General features: G+C 41.8%; 15 protein-coding genes. All 15 read left to right on the plus strand.

Annotation, left to right across the window (positions count from 1 at the left end):
- Positions 1–134: 134 nt before the first annotated feature.
- The 15 genes from IQ13_RS13885 (at position 135) to IQ13_RS13955 (ending at position 18,147) form a co-directional block, all read left to right on the plus strand.
- A complete protein-coding gene (locus IQ13_RS13885; protein ID WP_144886998.1) occupies positions 135–1,055 on the plus strand; it encodes an alpha/beta hydrolase in 921 nt (306 codons plus the stop codon).
- Positions 1,056–1,143: 88 nt separating this feature from the next.
- Positions 1,144–2,307, plus strand: a complete 1,164-nt coding sequence (locus IQ13_RS13890) for an alpha/beta hydrolase (protein ID WP_144886999.1) — start codon at positions 1,144–1,146, stop codon at positions 2,305–2,307.
- A gap of 6 nt (positions 2,308–2,313) precedes the next feature.
- Positions 2,314–3,390: an esterase gene (locus IQ13_RS13895; RefSeq protein ID WP_144887000.1), complete on the plus strand. Its 1,077-nt coding sequence runs from the start codon at positions 2,314–2,316 to the stop codon at positions 3,388–3,390.
- A 40-nt stretch (positions 3,391–3,430) separates the two neighbouring features.
- Positions 3,431–4,657, plus strand: a complete 1,227-nt coding sequence (locus IQ13_RS21610; RefSeq protein ID WP_242009554.1) for an alpha/beta hydrolase-fold protein — start codon at positions 3,431–3,433, stop codon at positions 4,655–4,657.
- 25 nt (positions 4,658–4,682) lie between these two features.
- Positions 4,683–5,960, plus strand: a complete 1,278-nt coding sequence (locus IQ13_RS13905; RefSeq protein ID WP_199758271.1) for a family 8 glycosyl hydrolase — start codon at positions 4,683–4,685, stop codon at positions 5,958–5,960.
- A gap of 22 nt (positions 5,961–5,982) precedes the next feature.
- Positions 5,983–7,908 (plus strand): alpha/beta hydrolase-fold protein, encoded by a 1,926-nt coding sequence (locus tag IQ13_RS13910; protein WP_144887002.1) that lies wholly within the window; start codon positions 5,983–5,985, stop codon positions 7,906–7,908.
- 19 nt (positions 7,909–7,927) lie between these two features.
- A complete protein-coding gene (locus tag IQ13_RS13915; RefSeq protein ID WP_144887003.1) occupies positions 7,928–8,770 on the plus strand; it encodes a sialate O-acetylesterase in 843 nt (280 codons plus the stop codon).
- Positions 8,771–8,819: 49 nt separating this feature from the next.
- Positions 8,820–9,773, plus strand: a complete 954-nt coding sequence (locus IQ13_RS13920) for a glycoside hydrolase family 43 protein (protein WP_144887004.1) — start codon at positions 8,820–8,822, stop codon at positions 9,771–9,773.
- Between the two features lie 40 nt (positions 9,774–9,813).
- Positions 9,814–11,391: a glycoside hydrolase family 43 protein gene (locus IQ13_RS13925; RefSeq protein WP_199758272.1), complete on the plus strand. Its 1,578-nt coding sequence runs from the start codon at positions 9,814–9,816 to the stop codon at positions 11,389–11,391.
- Positions 11,392–11,431: 40 nt separating this feature from the next.
- Positions 11,432–12,772, plus strand: a complete 1,341-nt coding sequence (locus IQ13_RS13930) for a family 43 glycosylhydrolase (RefSeq protein ID WP_144887005.1) — start codon at positions 11,432–11,434, stop codon at positions 12,770–12,772.
- 231 nt (positions 12,773–13,003) lie between these two features.
- Positions 13,004–13,318: a DUF3467 domain-containing protein gene (locus IQ13_RS13935; protein ID WP_144887006.1), complete on the plus strand. Its 315-nt coding sequence runs from the start codon at positions 13,004–13,006 to the stop codon at positions 13,316–13,318.
- Positions 13,319–13,359: 41 nt separating this feature from the next.
- Positions 13,360–14,454 carry an Ldh family oxidoreductase gene (locus tag IQ13_RS13940; protein ID WP_144887007.1) on the plus strand — a complete coding sequence of 365 codons (1,095 nt, stop codon included), beginning with the start codon at positions 13,360–13,362 and terminating at the stop codon, positions 14,452–14,454.
- Positions 14,455–14,629: 175 nt separating this feature from the next.
- The gene (locus tag IQ13_RS13945; protein ID WP_144887008.1) at positions 14,630–15,952 is read left to right on the plus strand and encodes an aspartate kinase; all 1,323 of its coding nucleotides are present in this window, start codon (positions 14,630–14,632) and stop codon (positions 15,950–15,952) included.
- A gap of 57 nt (positions 15,953–16,009) precedes the next feature.
- Entirely contained in the window at positions 16,010–16,867 is an 858-nt protein-coding gene (locus IQ13_RS13950) for a hypothetical protein (protein ID WP_144887009.1), read from the plus strand.
- Between the two features lie 47 nt (positions 16,868–16,914).
- Complete coding sequence (locus IQ13_RS13955) at positions 16,915–18,147, plus strand: proline dehydrogenase family protein (protein WP_144887010.1); 1,233 nt, start codon at positions 16,915–16,917, stop codon at positions 18,145–18,147.
- Positions 18,148–18,232 lie beyond the last annotated feature (85 nt).

An 18,232-nucleotide genomic window follows, 5' to 3' on the forward strand; every position in this document is an offset into this window, starting at 1 on the left:
GTAACGTTCAACATATCTTAACCAACCTCAACAGAACATTGCTTGACATTCAATAAAGGGTTGCATTATTTCTTCAAATTTCAACGATGCTTTTTACAAATAAAGACGTCTAAAACACACAATCAGAAATTAGAATGGCAACATCTTTAATTCGGAAGCTTTTTTTTGCAGGAATTCATTTCTGTTTGGTCTGTACTGCAAGTAATATTCATGCACAAGAGATTTTAGAAATATATCCCGGTCAAATTCCGGGTGCAACTGTTGCAGCTTCAAACGCAACAAATGATACAAAGTATCCGGGATTGATCAGGCATTCTGTAATACCTACCATTCAGGTTTTTCTGCCAGCAAAAGATAAAGCGAACGGTACTGCCGTTTTGATATGTCCCGGTGGCGGTTACAGTGTAATTGTTTATGAAGGCGAAGGTATAAATACAGCAAAACGATTTGCAGAAAATGGTATTGCTGCATTTGTATTGAAATATCGTTTGCCCAATGATTCCTTTTCTGTTGATAAAAGTATAGCTCCTTTGCAAGATGCTCAACAGGCTATCAAGTATATAAGAGAAAATGCAGGTAAATGGAATGTTGATATTCATAAAGTTGGAGTGGTTGGTTTTTCAGCCGGTGGTCATCTTGCATCAACCTTGGCAACTCATTTCAATACGTCTTATATAGATAATCCGCAAAAAACAAATCTGCGACCCGACTTTCAGGTATTAGTTTACCCTGTTATTACAATGCAGGAAAATCTTACGCATAAAGATTCGAGAAAGAAATTACTTGGAGCAGAACCATCAACAGATAAAGTTGATTTGTTTTCGAACGAATTACAGATAAACGACTCTACACCACCTGCATACTTAACACATACCGCTGATGACAATGTAGTGGATGTTGATAACAGCATCAATTATTTTGAAGTATTACGGAAAAGGAAAATTGCTGTGGAGATGCATATTTATTCCAAAGGCGGACATGGATTTATTTTCAGACAGCCAGGCTGGATGGATACGCTGTTGCTTTGGATGAAGAATAATAAATGGCTTAATTAAAGAATCGATTTGATGTTACCTGCACATGCTGTATCAATTGTAAGAATCAGTTTGTAATAATAACCATAGTGAATTAAAAACGATGATGATGACATTTAGAAAATTGGCTACTTATACCTTAACCTGTCTGTTACTTGTAGCAACAACTGCAGGTATTGCACAACCACCACGTGGGCCGATTGTAATTTCTCCGCAGGTGCATGCAGATAAAAAAGTAACCTTTCGTTATCTCGCTCCATCAGCAAAAGAAGTGAAACTCGGCGGTGGTCAGTTTGGTGCAGCGCAAGTTCCCATGACGAAAGATTCCATCGGCATCTGGAGTATAACAGTTGGTCCAATAAAACCCGATATCTATCCTTACAGCTTTCTTGTGGATGGCGTAACAGTCATGGATCCGGCCAATGTGAACTTTTTCCCCAATGAACGTTTCAAAGCAAGCCTCGTTGATGTGCCGGGTGAAACGCCCTTGGTGCATGCAATGAAAAACGTACCGCATGGTACAGTTACTTACGAGTACTATCCTTCTGTTGAAGGTTCAACAGGATCAGTAGTAGTGTACACGCCGCCGGGTTATGATCAATCGGCAAACAAAAACTATCCTGTCTTTTATCTCATCAGCGGAACAACCGATACAGAAGAAACATTTTTTAAAGTTGGTAAAACCAATTTCATTCTCGACAATTTGATTGCAGAAGGAAAAGCTGTTCCGATGATTGTTGTAATGCCCTACGGAAATCCCATGGCACGTATAGCAGAGCAGAAGAAACAACCTAAGCCGGGTGATATTGTTGGCAGAGATAGTGAAGATGCAGTTACCCGTGCAAAGTTGTTTGAAACGGATTTAGTCAATAATCTGATTCCTTACATCGAAAAAAATTACCGTACCATCAGCAACAAGAACAGCAGAGCGATTGGTGGTTTTTCAAGAGGCGGCGGACAAACCTTGCGAACTGCATTCAGCAACACCGATAAATTTTCTTGGATATGCTGTTACAGTGCATATCTCTCTCCGCAGGAAATGGATACACGCTATAAAAACCTCGTAGAGAATCCAACAAAAACAAACAACGATTTCAAACTGCTTTGGGTAAGTGTGGGCAGCGAAGATTTTTTATACCAATCAACAGTTGAGTTTATCGATTACCTGAAAGCAAAAAAAATCAATCATAAAAGTTTAATCACCGGTGGTGGACATACATGGATGAATGTGAAAGAGTATGTAGCACAAACAGTCCCTTTACTTTTTAAATAGTATAAGATGAAATCATTTATCATAGCATTTGCAAGTTTATTCATCGGCTGCATTGTATTTGCACAGCAACGGCCACCTGTAATCAGTTCGCCCGATGTAAATGCTGATGGCAGCGTTACGTTCCGCTATTATTCACGAACTGCACAAACTGTACTGTTGAAAGGCGAATTTCTTTCTGCTCCGCTTCCTTTTGTAAAAGATACATCGGGCATTTGGTCAGTGACAGTGAAAGATATTAAGCCCGATATTTATCCTTACAGTTTTAATGTAGATAATGTTGAACTGGCCGATCCCAACAATACCTATGTGTTCGCCAATGAACGTTTCAAAAGAAGTATTCTTGATGTGCCGGGTAATACACCCTTAGTTCATTCCTTGCAAAATGTGCCACACGGAAAGATCAGTTATCGTTATTACAATTCTGCCACATTAGGAACTACACGCCAGTTGCTCGTATACACACCACCGGGTTTCAATCCCAACGGTAAAATAAAATATCCTGTTTTGTATTTGATTCATGGCGGATCGGATACCGAAGAAACATGGACAAAAGTTGGTAACGCCAATTTCATTGCAGATAATCTCATTGCACAGGGCAAAGCAGTACCGATGATCATTGTAATGCCGTATGGCAATGTTCGTCCCAAACCAATGCCCGACTTTACAAAAGATGTCATCAACGATATTATTCCGTTTATTGAAGCCAACTATCCCGTGTACAACGATAGTAAAAACCGTGCAGTGGCCGGCTTCTCTGTTGGAGGTGGACAAACACTCAACATTGGTTTAACCAATACCGACAAGTTTGCATACATCTGCTCGTATGCGCCCTTTACAGCAACTGAAGAGTTTCAGAAAAACTTTACCAACTATTCGCCTGATGCCAACAAGATTAATCAACAGGTGAAATTGTTTACGATCAGTGTGGGCACAGAAGACTTTTTATACGAAAGTGTAAAAAACAACATTACACTGTTTGAAGAAAAAAAGATCAAGGTAAAAAGTTACATTGTGCCGGGCGGACATACATGGATGAACTGCAAATTGTTTTTTGCCACCACACTCCAGGAAATATTTCGATAAACAAATAGCAAACACTTTTAACCACTTTAAAACAGGTAGTATGAAATTAAGATCAGTAGTTCTGTTGGCAGCAATGCTTATGGCCGGCAGTACAGGTTTTACACAAACAACCATCATCGAAGATTTTAAACCATCTCCATTTAATCAACCGTTTCAGGCATATCCGCAGGTAAACTCACAAGGTTATGCAAGATTCAGAATTTATGCACCTAATGCAGACAGTGTAAGAGTGAGTCTTGGCCTTGGTGGACAAGGAGGAACGAAATTACTAAAAGCAGATAGCGGTTATTTCATCGGCACTACTGCGGGCCCAATGGATGAAGGATTTCATTACTACCGGGTAAATGTGGACGGTGCTACATTTAATGATCCCGGTACCGGATTTTTTTATGGATCGCAACGTTGGGAAAGCGGCATTGAAATTCCTTCGAAAGATCAGGATATGTATGCATTGAAAGATGTACCACATGGCAATATGCAGCACATCATCTTCCCTTCGAAAAGTACCAACACACAAAGAGCTGCCATTGTATACACTCCTCCGGGCTATGAAAAAGGTAATACAAAATACCCGGTGCTGTACCTGCAACATGGCTGGGGCGAAAATGAAACTTCATGGGCTGTGCAGGGAAAAACTAATCTTATCATGGATAATATGATTGCATCAGGAAGAATCAAACCCTTCATTGTAGTTATGACATATGGTATGACGAATACAGGCGCACCAATTGGTCGCAGACCAGCGCCACCACCTCCAGCAGCAGGTACAAGTGCTACACCTCCGCCAGCACCACCAGCAGGTGGTGGAATGGGTGCACCAGGTGTTGTAGCTACAGGAATTACAGCAGGTGAAATTACAGGTGTAGGTGCATTTCAAACAGTATTACTCGATGAATTGATTCCTTATATCGATGCACACTTCCGTACAAAAGCCGACAGAGATAACAGAGCGATGGCTGGTTTATCGATGGGTGGGTTTGAAACACATACCATCACATTAGCAAAACCGGAAGTATTTGGTTATTGGGGATTGTTGAGCGGCGGTAATTACACACCTGCACAACTGGAAGGTAAAATGAAACCCAAATTTATTTTCATTTCATACGGAAGTAAAGAAACACGTGGTGCTGAAGGATTACCTAAAGTAGAAGCAGATTTAAAAGCTGCAGGTTATAAAGTGGCTACTTATGTTTCTCCGGGTACAGCACATGAATTTCAAAGCTGGCGCAGAAGTTTATATGAAATGGCGCCATCTCTTTTTAAATAAGATAATAAGCTTTCGGTAAATGAAGATGAATCATAGATCAAACCAATACCAACGATTCCTGCTGCTGTTATTGATAACGGCATTGGTATGCTCGTATCCACATGCAAATGCGCAGTCGAAAAAGAGTAAACAAAAAACGACAGCACCTGCGTATAAAAATGTTTTTAAAGAAGCCGGATATAAGCAGGCAGATATCGATGCGAAGATTGAAAAAGCATACCATGATCTTTTTGAAAGTCCACAGGGAATTTATTTCAATGTGGGTGATACGATGGGATATGTATCTGATTTAAAAAATCATGATGCAAGAAGTGAAGGACTTTCGTATGGCATGATGGTAGCTGTGCAGATGAACAAGAAAGATGTGTTCGACAGGATCTGGCGCTGGACCAAAAAATACACGCAGCACCAGGAAGGTCCAAGGGAAGCTTATTTTGCATGGAGCATCAATCCGCAAACTCTCAAGCGTAATTCGCAAGGCTCTGCATCGGATGGAGAATTGTATTTTGTAACAAGCCTTCTATTTGCAGCAAACAAATGGGGCAACAATACCGGTATTAATTATTATGGTGAAGCACGCCGCATATTAGATGCCATGTGGAAGAAAGATGGCACCGGAAATATTTTTCATGTCATCAACAAAGAGCACAAACAGATCAGTTTTGTTCCCGAAGGCAATGGCTATACATGGACGGATCCTTCCTATCATCTTCCTGCATTTATGGAAGTGTGGTCACTCTATGCCAAAGATGGTCACGAGGATTTTTATAAAGAATGTGCAGATACATCCAGAGCATATTTGCGCAGGGCCTGTCATCCAGTTACCGGTTTAAATCCTGATTACAGCGAGTTTAGTGGCGCACCGCATAACACCAGATGGATTCCCGTAGCATTCCGTTACGATTCGTGGCGTGTACCGATGAATATTGCCATGGATTACGTATGGTATAAGAAAGATGCAGCGTGGCAATTGGATTATGCAAAACGGATTCAAACATTCTTTCGCTCCAAAGGCATCAACAGGTTTGAAGATCAGTTCAACATGGATGGCACAAGACCCGACTCCATTTTACAGGCGGGTGGTTTTAAAAAACTGCGCCATTCACTCGGACTTGTGTCCACATTGGCAACTACAGAAATGATCTATTCAGAAAATAACCGTTACGATTTTGTACATGCATTGTGGAATGCAAAACTGGAGCTGTATGAAGATGGTTATTTCGATCCTTATTACGATGGCTTATTGTATTTATTCAGCTTGCTGCATTTGAGCGGCAAATACCAAATTATAAAACCGGTTTAATTAAAGCAGATAAATTTCGATCATGATAAAAAAAATAGTTAGTGCAGTTGTTCTCCTTTTTTCGTTATTGCAGGTGCAGTCCCAGGAAATACTGAAACAAATGCCCAAGGGGTTTGAGGAAGTGCGTACTGAAAGTGCAAAAGGAAAGATTGACACAATCACCTACAATTCAAAAACAGTAGGCGCAAACAGACGGGCACTGGTATATACTCCACCCGGCTTTTCAAAAAAGAAGAAATATCCCGTACTGTATTTATTGCATGGTATTGGTGGCGATGAAAAAGAATGGTTGAACGGAGGTAAACCACAGGTGATTCTTGATAACCTGTATGCAGAAGGCAAACTGCAACCAATGATTGTTGTAATGCCCAACGGCAGAGCCATGAAAGATGATCGTGCAACAGGCAACATCATGGCGCAAGATAAAGTGCAGGCCTTTGCAACATTTGAACAAGACTTATTGAATGATCTGATTCCATTTATTGAAAAGAAATTTCCTGTTTACAAGGATCGTGAAAACAGAGCGATTGCCGGTTTATCAATGGGCGGCGGACAATCACTGAATTTTGGATTGGGCAATCTTGACAAGTTTGCATGGGTAGGTGGTTTTTCTTCAGCACCAAATACAAAATTGCCGAATGAATTAGTGCCCGATCCTGCAAAAGCAAAACAGCAATTGAAATTGCTTTGGATCTCTTGTGGTGATGCAGATGGTTTGCTTTCGTTCAGCAAACGTACACATGATTACCTGCGTCAAAACGATGTACCGCATATTTATTATTTGGAACCAGGCGGACATGATTTTAAAGTTTGGAAGAATGGCTTGTATATGTTTTCACAATTCCTGTTCAAACCGGTTGATGCTTCACAGTTTTCGAAGTACACGGTGTTGGGCACTGCAGCTGCAACCAATATCCGTTCTGCAAAATATCCGCAGATCTTACCCGACAGTCGGGTGTTGTTTCGTATCAAAGCACCCGATGCACAAAAAGTGCAGATCGATTTAGGTAGGAAATATGATATGCAGAAAGATACCGGTGGCTACTGGATTGTTACCACCGATTCCATTAGTGAGGGTTTTCATTATTATTCACTGTTGATTGATGGTGTTGCAGTAGCTGATCCAGCCAGCGAAACATTTTATGGTATGGGACGCATGGCAAGCGGTATTGAAATTCCGTTTAAAGGCGACGGTTATTATGAACTGAAAGATGTGCCGCATGGTGATATCCGCATCAAGAAATATTTTTCTCCTGTCACACGTTCGTGGCGTCAATGTTATATCTACACACCGCCGGGTTATGATGCGAATACCACAACAAAGTATCCTGTATTGTATTTATTACATGGTGGCGGCGAAGATGAACGTGGCTGGGCGATGCAAGGCAAAACAGATATCATCCTTGACAATTTAATTACTGAGCAAAAAGCAAAACCCATGATCATTGTGATGATGGATGGCAATGTTTCAGCAGGTGGGCCCGGTGGTTTTGGCGAACAGGCCTTGCGTGCTTTTGAAAATGAATTAAAGCAAACACTCATTCCTTTCATTGAAAAAAATTACCGTGTAGCAACCGATGCCAACAGCCGGGCATTGGCCGGTTTATCAATGGGCGGATTGCAAACCTTGCATGCAGGTGTACGCAATACAAACCTGTTTGCATATCTCGGTGTGTTTAGTTCTGGTTGGTGGAGTAATCAACCGGCTCTTTCCAATCCACAGTACGAATACATGAAAGCAAATGCAAGTGCCATCAACAGTAACCTGAAACAATTCTGGATTGCCATGGGTGGTAAAGAAGATATTGCTTACAACAATTGCAAGATCATGCTTGCAAAGTTTGATGAGCTCAACATCAACTATAAGTACAGCGAATATCCCGGCGGACATACATGGCCGGTGTGGCGTAACAACCTGTACAACTTTGCACAATTGCTTTTTAAATAATCACAACATCAGAATCGTAATGAAAAAAATAATCGTAGCTGCCTTTATTCTGTTTTCTATTTCTACAACCGTTGTTGCGCAGGATCCCAACTTTTATATTTTCCTCAGCTTTGGTCAATCCAATATGGAAGGCTATGCAAAAATTGAAGCACAGGATACGGTGAATGTTGATCCTCGTTTTAAAGTTTTGGAAGCGGTCGATTGCCCTGCTATCGGCAGAGAAAAAGGGAAATGGTATACAGCTGTACCTCCTTTATGCCGTTGCAGAACGGGTTTAACACCTGTTGATTATTTCGGAAGAACATTGCTGGCAAACCTGCCTGCCAATGTAAAAATCGGTGTCATCAATGTATCGGTTGGCGGTTGTAAAATTGAATTGTTTGATAAAAGCAATTACCAAACTTATATAGCAGCAGCTCCCAACTGGATGCTCGGTATGTTAAAAGAATATGATGGCAACCCTTATGGCCGATTAGTTGAAATGGCCAAGCTGGCACAAAAAGACGGAGTAATTAAAGGAATTTTATTACATCAGGGCGAATCTAATACAGGTGATACAACATGGCCTGCGAAAGTGAGTATGGTGTATAAAAATCTGCTGGGCGATCTGCAGTTGAATGCGCAAAATGTTCCCTTGCTTGCGGGCGAAGTGGTGCATGCAGAGCAAGGCGGTGTATGTGCAGGTATGAATACAATCATTAATCAGTTGCCTGCTGTCATTCCAACTGCACATGTTATTTCATCGAAAGGTTGTACCGATTCACCGGATAATCTTCACTTCAATGCTGAGGGCTACCGTGAGTTTGGAAAACGATATGCTGAAACTATGTTGACGCTTCTCGGCTATAAACTCAGCAAATAAATACTCCCTTCAGGCTAAATCAAACAATTGAATTAAACGTAAATCGACAATGAAAAAGCTACTTACACTTGCAATAGCAGCAATGGCATCAATGACAGCCTATGCACAAAATCCCATCATCAAACATATTTTCACAGCCGATCCTTCGCCGATCGTATATAAAGACACGTTGTTTTTGTATACAGGTCATGATACGGCTTCTGTAACCGCTACCAATTATAAAATGCCCGACTGGCATGTGTTCTCCACAACTGATATGAAGAACTGGAAAGATCACGGCACCTTACTTTCGCCACATACTTTTTCTTGGGCCACAGGCGATGCGTATGCAGCACAGTGTATTGAACGCAATGGAAAGTTTTACTGGTTTGTTTCTACGTTTCATAAAAAAGACAGTATAAGTAATGGTGGTGCGGCTATTGGTGTGGCGGTATCCGACCGGCCAACAGGTCCGTTTAAAGATGCCATTGGCAAAGCACTCATCATAAATGAAATGACGACGGATAAAAAACATAGTTGGGATGATATTGATCCTACTGTAATGATTGATGATGATGGACAGGCCTACATGTACTGGGGTAATTTAAGCTGCAGGTGGGTGAAGCTTAAAAGCAATATGATTGAACTCGATGGCCCGATTAATTATATTTCGCCCAAAAATTTTATTGAAGGGCCTTGGGTTTATAAACGCAAAGGCTGGTATTACCTCGTGTATGCAAGTGCTGGTACTAAACCCGAAATGATTGAGTACTGCATGTCGAAGAGTCCAACCGGTCCATGGGAGTACAAAGGCATTATTCAGGAAAATGTGCCGAACAGTTTTACCACGCATCCCGGCATCATTGATTACAAAGGCAAGTCGTATTTCTTTTATCACAATGGTTCGCTGCCTACGGGTGGCAGTTACCGTCGTTCAGTTTGTGTAGACTACATGTATTACAACGAAGACGGAACGATTCAAAAAATTATTCAAACGACAGAAGGTGTTCAACCTGTGAAGTGATAAAAAATGCAAAATAACTTGTTATAAAAATTCGATTGAAATGATGAAGAACTATTTTGTCGCCCTTGGAATAATTGCTTGCCTAAACGTTCATGTAACTGCACAAACCAAACAGGCAATCAATCCTGTTATTTATGCTGATGTACCCGATCTGTCAATGATACGGGTTGGCAACAACTATTACATGAGCAGCACTACCATGCACATGAGTCCGGGAGTGCCGATTATGAAATCAACCGATCTCATCAACTGGAAACTTATTTGCTATGCATACGATACATTGGTGAACAATGATGAAATGAATCTTGTAAACGGAAAATCTACTTATGGCCGTGGTTCATGGGCCAGCAGTTTGCGTTATCACAAGGGCACCTATTATGTTTCAACATTTGCTGCAACAAGCGGCAATACACATATCTACAGTACAAAGAATATTGAGAAAGGTCCATGGAAAGAAATTACGTTCCGTCCCGATCTGCACGATCATTCCTTGTATTTTGATGATGACGGTAAAGTGTACATGATTTATGGCAACAAAAAATTAACGCTGGTTGAATTAAAAGACGATCTGTCGGGTATAAAAGAAAACGGCATCAAACAGGTGATCATTGAAGATGCAACACAACCCAGCCAAACAGTTGGACAAAGTGGTTTGGGCGAAGGTTCGCAACTCTTCAAAGCAAATGGCATGTACTATCTGTTCAATATCACTTGGCCGAGAGGTGGTATGCGCACAGTAGTTATTCATCGTGCAAAAAATCTTACCGGTCCATGGGAGGGTAGAGTTGCATTACAGGATCTGGGTGTTGCACAAGGCGGATTAATTGATATGCCCGATGGCAGATGGTTTTCTTACCTGTTTCGTGATAACGGAGCAGTAGGTCGCATTCCCTATCTCGTTCCCGTGAAATGGGAAGATGGCTGGCCGGTGTTAGGTGAAAATGGTAAAGTACCATTAACACTCAACTTACCTCCAAGCAAGGGATTGATTCCGGGTATTGTGGTTTCAGATGAATTCACTCGTAAAAAAGGCGATGCTGCTTTACCACTTGCATGGCAATGGAATCACAATCCTGATAATCGTTTTTGGTCGGTGACTGCACGCAAAGGTTTTCTTCGTCTTACAACCGGCAGGGTTGATACAAGTTTTCTCACTGCAAGAAATTCGTTGACACAACGCACCATTGGTCCTGTTTGTACAGGCATTACAGCGTTGGATGTATCGAACATGAAAGATGGTGATGTTGCAGGCTTTGCGTTGTTGCAGAAAAATTATGGATTGGTTGCAGTGCGTGTAACAGGTAACAGCAAAGAGCTTGTGATGATCAATGCAAGTTCCGGCAAAGCAGAAGAAGCACAACGTATTCCGCTTACGCAGTCGATGGTGTATTTCAAAGCAGAATGCAATTTTACCAACCGGAAAGATGTGGCTGATTTCTTTTACAGTGTGGATGGAACAAACTGGATAAAGTTTGGTACAACGTTAAAGATGGCCTACACGCTTCCGCACTTTATGGGTTACCGTTTTACATTGTTCAACTATGCAACAAAAGAACCAGGAGGATTTGTTGATTTTGATTATTTCAGAATCAGTGATACAATTTCAACAAAAGAATAATCGTAAGAAAATCATCATTGTCTACAATAATTAAACTGAAATGAATAAAATAATTATTGCTTGTCTGGGTTTAGTTAGTTGTGCAACCAGCTTGTTTGCACAGAACCCTTTTATAAGAGACCAGTTTACAGCAGATCCATCTGCAAGGGTTTTTGGCAACAAAGTATATGTTTTTCCTTCGCATGATATACTTGCAACAGAAGGTAAAGGTCGTGTTGGTTGGTTTTGCATGGAAGATTATCATGTGTTCTCTTCTGAAAATTTAACCGACTGGACCGATCACGGTGTGATTGTAACACAGAATAACGTACCGTGGGTTCGTCCGGACAGTTACAGCATGTGGGCACCCGATTGTATTGAACGCAACGGTAAATATTATTTCTATTTTCCAACAGCAGCAAAAGATACGGTTACGTATGGTCGTGGCTTTACCATTGGTGTTGCTGTAGCCGATAAACCTGAAGGCCCGTATACTCCTGAAGCAACACCCATAAAAGGAGTGCGTGGTATTGATCCCAACGTGTTTATTGATAAAGACGGGCAGGCGTATCTCTACTGGTCGGCGGGAAATATTTATGGAGCAAAGCTGAAAGCAAATATGCTGGAGCTGGATTCGGAAGTATTTACACTCGGCGAATTACCAACAAAAGGATTGAAAGAAGGTCCTTATGTGTTTGAACGCAATGGTATTTACTACATGACTTATCCGCATGTTGAAAATAAAACCGAACGATTGGAATATGCAATCGGTACAAGCCCGCTTGGACCATTCAAAATTGTGGGTGCAATTATGGATGAATCGGCAAGTGGTTGCTGGACCAATCATCACTCCATTGTTCAGTTTAAAAATCAGTGGTATCTGTTTTATCATGATAAAGATTATTCACCAAAGTTTGATAAAGCACGTTCGATAAGAATCGATAGTTTATCGTTTAATGCAGATGGTACCATTAAAAAAGTAATACCAACTTTAAGAGGAGTAGGTGTTACAGCTGCAACAAAGCAAATACAGATCGACCGTTATACACAGTTGAGTGAGCAAGGTGTATCGATTGCTTTTCTGGATACGCTCAATACATTCAAAGGATGGAAAACAATTTTTAATCAACAGGGTGCATGGGCGCAATACAACAGTGTAGATTTTGGAAGTAAGCAGTTAAAGACCGTCAGCATTCATGTACGGGCTGCAGATGGTGCTGTCTTGCAGATTCGCACAGATAATGTTGATGGGCCGGTGATTGCCGAAATTACAATTCCGAAAAATGCTGAATGGAAAACGATTGATGCAGCTGTACTGAAGGCCATAAAGGGTGTAAAAAATATTGTTGTTCTGGCAAAGGATACCAAAACATGTGAAGTTGATTGGGTAAGTTTCCGGTAATAGAATTGTCTTTTTAGTAATCGGGACAATGTGGGAGTTTCGCCAGGAGACGTTTGTATGAAAGCTTGCTAGTTGATTGATTTTTAGTTATTTAGCTTGTGTTCAAGTGGAGTCGTTTAATCCGCAAAAGTCCTCTCTTATTTTTGAGAGGACTTATTGTTTTAGTACAGTTCTTCTTTCTTTCAGGTCAGCTCGGCTTTTGCATTGTATATTTGAAACTCAATTTTTTTTATGGATCAACAACAGCAAAATCCCAATCAGCTTAATATTGAAATTACCGAAGAAGTGGCCGAAGGTGAATATGCCAACCTGGTAATCATCACACACAGCCACGCAGAATTTGTGGTAGACTTTGTAAATGTAATGCCCGGCACTCCAAAGAGCAAAGTAAAATCGAGAATCATCCTTACGCCGCAACATGCCAAGCGTTTTATGAACGCCCTTACCGAAAACATACAACGTTTTGAAGCTGCGAACGGCGCTATCAGAGACCTGGAAGAAATACAGATACCCATGAACTTTGGTGGCCCTACAGCACAGGCGTAAAAGAAGTGGTGAGCGAGTGTATTAACAATGAACCCTGAACTATGAACGGTGATCAACAGGCTGAGCAAGTGTTTTCTTATCAGCATTTATTTTCTTTTACAAAAAACGTTTTCCTGGCAATGGGTTGCAGCGATGAGCATGCAACCACAGCAACAACAACCTTATTGTCGGCCGATGTGCGTGGCATCGACAGCCATGGTGTGGCAAGGCTCAGCGGTTATGTGCGCCTGTGGGAAGCAAAACGCATCAACGCAAAGCCCGATATCAAAATCATTCACGAATCGCCTTCAACAGCAGTTGTGGATGGCGATAGTGGACTAGGATTAGTAGTTGCGCCATTTGCTATGCAGGTGGCTATCAACAAAGCAAAACAGGCTGGCACCGGTTGGGTAAGTGTGCAAAACAGTAACCACTTTGGTATTGCAGGTTATCATGCCATGATGGCTTTGCAGCACGATATGATTGGCATGGCGCTGACCAATGCTTCGGCACTGGTGGCACCAACTTTTTCAACCGAACGCATGCTTGGTACCAACCCCATTGCAGTTGCAGTTCCTGCTGGTTCTGAACCGCCTTTTGTAGCCGATATGGCAACTACCACGGCTGCCAATGGTAAGCTGGAAATATTACAGCGCAAAAACCTGGAAGCACCGGTTGGCTGGATACAGGATGCAGCGGGCAATTCAACTACTGATGCACATGCGTTAAAAAATAAAGGAGCCCTTCTTCCTTTGGGCAGCGATAAAGAACATGGCAGTCATAAAGGATATGCGTTAGGTTCTATCGTCGATATTTTTTCTGCTGTCTTAAGCGGAGCTAATTATGGTCCATGGGTGCCGCCATTTCCGGCTTATGTGCCCATGCCCGAAAATCAGCCGGGTAAAGGATTGGGACATTTTCTGGGAGCTATGCGTATTGATGCCTTCCGTACTGCCGATGCCTTTAAGAAAGATATGGATAACTGGATCCAACGCTTTCGCAGTGCCAAAACAATCGATGGATATGAAAAGGTGTTGATACCGGGCGATCCCGAACGTTTGTTTGAAGAACAACGTATGAAAGAGGGAATTCCGTTACTGGGAACGGTTGCGGAAGATTTGGCGAAAGTTGGGCAGAAATTCAATCTCTCTCTTTAATTTCGCATCCGCTTTAAGCACAGGTTAAGCAACTTCACTTCAGCTGTAAACGTATTGTTCAACTCTACCAACACGGAAGAAGGAAAGGATGAAGCAATTCATCTGCTGTTGCCTGCCAATGCATAATTGCAAACAGCAAACATCGATTCAAACCATACAATTCAAAACAAGAACAATGAAAGTGATGAAGTTTGGCGGTACCTCTGTAGGTAAGCCGGAAAGAATGCATGACGTAGCAACGTTGATTACCCGTGATGCGGAAGAAAAAATTGTGGTATTAAGTGCGTTGAGTGGCACTACCAATTCTCTCGTGGAAATTGGTAACGCTATGGCCAATGGCGATCGTGAAGCAGCGAAGCAGGTTATTGATAAGCTGGATGCGCATTACCAAACCTTCATCAGCAATCTGTTGGTAACAGAAGCTGCACAGCAGAAATGCCGTGCCATCATTGCAGAACATTTCGAGTTCCTGAATATCATTTTAAAAATATCGTTCAACGATGCGTTGAATAAAGATATTCTTGCACAGGGTGAGTTGATGAGTACCAAAATGTTCAGCTGTTATCTCGAGGAGAAAGGCATTGATCATATGCTGTTGCCTGCACTCGATTTTATGAGCATTGATGCCTACGATGAACCGCAGGTGGGAGCTATCAAAGCAAAACTCAGCAATATTCTTGCACAAAACAGCGATAAGAAATTATTCATCACACAAGGTTATATCTGCCGCAATGCAAAAGGCGAAGTAGATAACCTGAAACGTGGTGGTAGTGATTATTCTGCTTCATTAATTGCAGCAGCTATCCAGGCAAGTGTTTGCGAAATCTGGACAGATATTGATGGTATGCACAATAACGATCCTCGTATTGTAAAGAAAACCGTTGCTATTGAGCAGTTGAGTTTCGATGAAGCAGCCGAGCTGGCTTATTTCGGTGCAAAAATTCTGCACCCGGCTTCTATCTGGCCTGCACAACATTACAATGTACCGGTGAAGTTATTGAACACCATGGAACCCGATGCAAAAGGAACACTCATTGTTGAAAATGCAGGAAGTGTTGGTGTAAAAGCAGTGGCGGCAAAGGATGGCATTACCGCTATTAAAATCAAGAGCAGCCGCATGTTACTGGCGTATGGTTTCTTACGCAAGGTGTTTGAAGTGTTTGAAAAGTACCGTACTTCTATTGATATGATCACCACTTCCGAAGTAGCTGTATCGCTCACTATCGATAACAATACTTATCTCGATGATATCATCCGTGAGCTGGAACCATTCGGTACAGTTGAGTTAGATAAAGACCAGGCAATTGTAAGTATTGTGGGCAACGAAATTGGTAAAACAGAACATATCCTTTCGAAACTGTTCGACAGTATTGCAGATATTCCTGTACGTATGGTAAGCTACGGTGGTAGCCCGCACAACGTAACATTGCTGGTACCGGGTTCGTTTAAAACACAAACGCTCCAGGTGCTGAACAAAGGAATCTTTGGATTGGATTAACAAAATAATTTCTACTTCCATCTTTCTTATTAAGTCCGTAATTGTATCTTGAGCAAGATGCAATTACGGATTTTCTTTTTTTACTGCTTATTGTTTTTATCTGCTGCTGCGCAGGCGCAAACTGCTCTTGGCGTTTGGGAAGGCAGTTTTAATATCAGAGGCAGTAAGAAAAATAAAATGAATGTGCGGTTAGAGTTGATGCAAACCGAAGGCCAGATAGTCGGCATCATTACTACTCGTGGTTTTGATAAGAACACTGTTTACGGTTGCGATTATTTGGTTGCAGGTACTGTACAAAATAAAAAATTACGTCTTGCCCGCATAAGTGTGCGCAGGGGTGTGGCCATGAGTAAAACCGATTGTAGTTTTTTCCGGTATTTAGATTTGCAGCTCAATAAACCTGATACTGCAAAAACAATTAGTGCGGTATGGACCTGGGGTGATGAAGATAAAGATGCATTTACAGCAGTGAAAACAGAAACTGCTATTTCAGCAACGGCACAAGAGGAAATTAATGCATACGTGGAAGATTTATTTAATTCGTACGAAGAGGCGAACATCTACCTTGCACCTGCCGAACGGCTTAACCAGAAAGTAACAGAACTTACTGCCGACAGTACAGAGATATTGCTGGAGTTTTATTCGGCTGGAAAAAGCATCAACGATTCGATTTCTGTATTCCTCAACGGCCACCCGATTTCGTCGAATTGTCATCTCTTTGAAAAACCTTTGCGCATACGATTGCAGCAAATTGATACCGGTATGAACGAAATTGTAATTGTAAGCGAATCTGTCGGGAAACCCACGCTGCAACTGCGTTTCGTGATCAGACAGGGAACACAAACGAAAGAATTCAAAATAACGCCGGGCTTTATTCGAAATGCGATCGTCTTCATCAATCGAAAACAAGACTAACAACCGGTCATTTTCTGTTATCTTTGCTGCCTCAAATAGTTGACGGCATGCAGAATAATTCCAAAGTATCTTTCGAGAACACCGCAAATGCGTTTGAATACAAAAACAACGATCAGCTAAAAAAAGCACATTTCCTTTTTTCATCCATGGGTTATCAATGGCTCGTAAACATTGGTACACGCATTACTCCGTGGGCTATTAAAGCCGGTTTGCCGGTGAAAGGTCTCATCCGCTCTACTTTGTTTGAACAGTTTGTGGGTGGTGAAACACTGGAGCAAACAGCAAAAGTGGCCGATAAACTGGAAGAGTTTCATGTACAGGTGATTCTTGATTATGGTGTAGAAGGCGGCGATTATGGTGAGGAAGAGAAAGATCATTCCTGCGATCAGTTTATCAAGGTAATCAACTATGCTGCTACACAGGCCAACATACCATTTATGAGTGTGAAGGTGACGGGTATTGCCCGGTTTGCCTTGCTGGAGAAAATGGATGGTTTAATGCAGCAAGCAACCGGCACATTGGTGCGTCGTTATGAAGCAGCTCTGGAGCAGTTACGTGCTGATGAAAAAGCTGAGTGGCAACGGGTGTGTAACCGCATGGAAAAAATATGTTCTGCTGCTGCTGCAAAAAAAGTAGGTGTGTTGATTGATGCGGAAGAAACCTGGATTCAGGATCCTGTTGATGCATTAACCATGCTCATGATGGATCAATACAATAAAACTACCGCTGTATTATACAACACGGCTCAGCTTTACCGCCACGATCGTTACCAGTTTTTGTGCGATTGTTACGAAGCTGCCGAGCAACGTAACTTCATCCTCGGTATAAAAATCGTACGTGGTGCGTATATGGAAAAAGAACGCAAGCGTGCAGCCGACATGAATTATCCTTCACCTATACAACCCGATAAAGAAGCTTGCGACCGTGATTACAACCGTGCTGTTGAGTTTTGCATTGCACATGTTGACCGTATTGCTGTTATTGTAGCATCACATAACGAATACAGCAATCAGCTTGCAGCCGAACTGCTGCACAGCAAAGGCTTGCCGCATAATCATCCGCATGTGCATTTCAGCCAGCTGTATGGCATGAGCGATCATATTACGTTCAACCTTGCCAAAGAAGGCTATTCGGTAAGCAAGTACCTGCCGTTCGGTCCTATTGAAGATGTAGTACCTTATCTCATGCGCCGTGCACAGGAAAACAGTTCCGTTAGCGGACAAACAGGAAGAGAACTGCTGCTGATTAAAAAGGAACTGGCCAGAAGAGGAGTAAAGTAATTCCCTTCGATATTGTCTGTACACAATCAATCCACAGGGCACTTTGCCTGTGCCTTGTAACTTGTGCCTTTTAGTTACCTTGCAG

The organism is Lacibacter cauensis, assembly GCF_007830055.1.
GTDB classification, from domain to species: Bacteria; Bacteroidota; Bacteroidia; order Chitinophagales; family Chitinophagaceae; genus Lacibacter; species Lacibacter cauensis.

What these genes read in the sequence shown, in the direction of transcription:
- IQ13_RS13885 (WP_144886998.1), top strand. Translation starts at nt 135, where the DNA reads ATGGCAACATCTTTAATTCGGAAGCTTTTTTTTGCAGGAATTCATTTC.
- IQ13_RS13890 (WP_144886999.1), top strand. Translation starts at nt 1,144, where the DNA reads ATGACATTTAGAAAATTGGCTACTTATACCTTAACCTGTCTGTTACTT.
- IQ13_RS13895 (WP_144887000.1), top strand. Translation starts at nt 2,314, where the DNA reads ATGAAATCATTTATCATAGCATTTGCAAGTTTATTCATCGGCTGCATT.
- IQ13_RS21610 (WP_242009554.1), top strand. Translation starts at nt 3,431, where the DNA reads ATGAAATTAAGATCAGTAGTTCTGTTGGCAGCAATGCTTATGGCCGGC.
- IQ13_RS13905 (WP_199758271.1), top strand. Translation starts at nt 4,683, where the DNA reads ATGAATCATAGATCAAACCAATACCAACGATTCCTGCTGCTGTTATTG.
- IQ13_RS13910 (WP_144887002.1), top strand. Translation starts at nt 5,983, where the DNA reads ATGATAAAAAAAATAGTTAGTGCAGTTGTTCTCCTTTTTTCGTTATTG.
- IQ13_RS13915 (WP_144887003.1), top strand. Translation starts at nt 7,928, where the DNA reads ATGAAAAAAATAATCGTAGCTGCCTTTATTCTGTTTTCTATTTCTACA.
- IQ13_RS13920 (WP_144887004.1), top strand. Translation starts at nt 8,820, where the DNA reads ATGAAAAAGCTACTTACACTTGCAATAGCAGCAATGGCATCAATGACA.
- IQ13_RS13925 (WP_199758272.1), top strand. Translation starts at nt 9,814, where the DNA reads ATGATGAAGAACTATTTTGTCGCCCTTGGAATAATTGCTTGCCTAAAC.
- IQ13_RS13930 (WP_144887005.1), top strand. Translation starts at nt 11,432, where the DNA reads ATGAATAAAATAATTATTGCTTGTCTGGGTTTAGTTAGTTGTGCAACC.
- IQ13_RS13935 (WP_144887006.1), top strand. Translation starts at nt 13,004, where the DNA reads ATGGATCAACAACAGCAAAATCCCAATCAGCTTAATATTGAAATTACC.
- IQ13_RS13940 (WP_144887007.1), top strand. Translation starts at nt 13,360, where the DNA reads ATGAACGGTGATCAACAGGCTGAGCAAGTGTTTTCTTATCAGCATTTA.
- IQ13_RS13945 (WP_144887008.1), top strand. Translation starts at nt 14,630, where the DNA reads ATGAAAGTGATGAAGTTTGGCGGTACCTCTGTAGGTAAGCCGGAAAGA.
- IQ13_RS13950 (WP_144887009.1), top strand. Translation starts at nt 16,010, where the DNA reads ATGCAATTACGGATTTTCTTTTTTTACTGCTTATTGTTTTTATCTGCT.
- IQ13_RS13955 (WP_144887010.1), top strand. Translation starts at nt 16,915, where the DNA reads ATGCAGAATAATTCCAAAGTATCTTTCGAGAACACCGCAAATGCGTTT.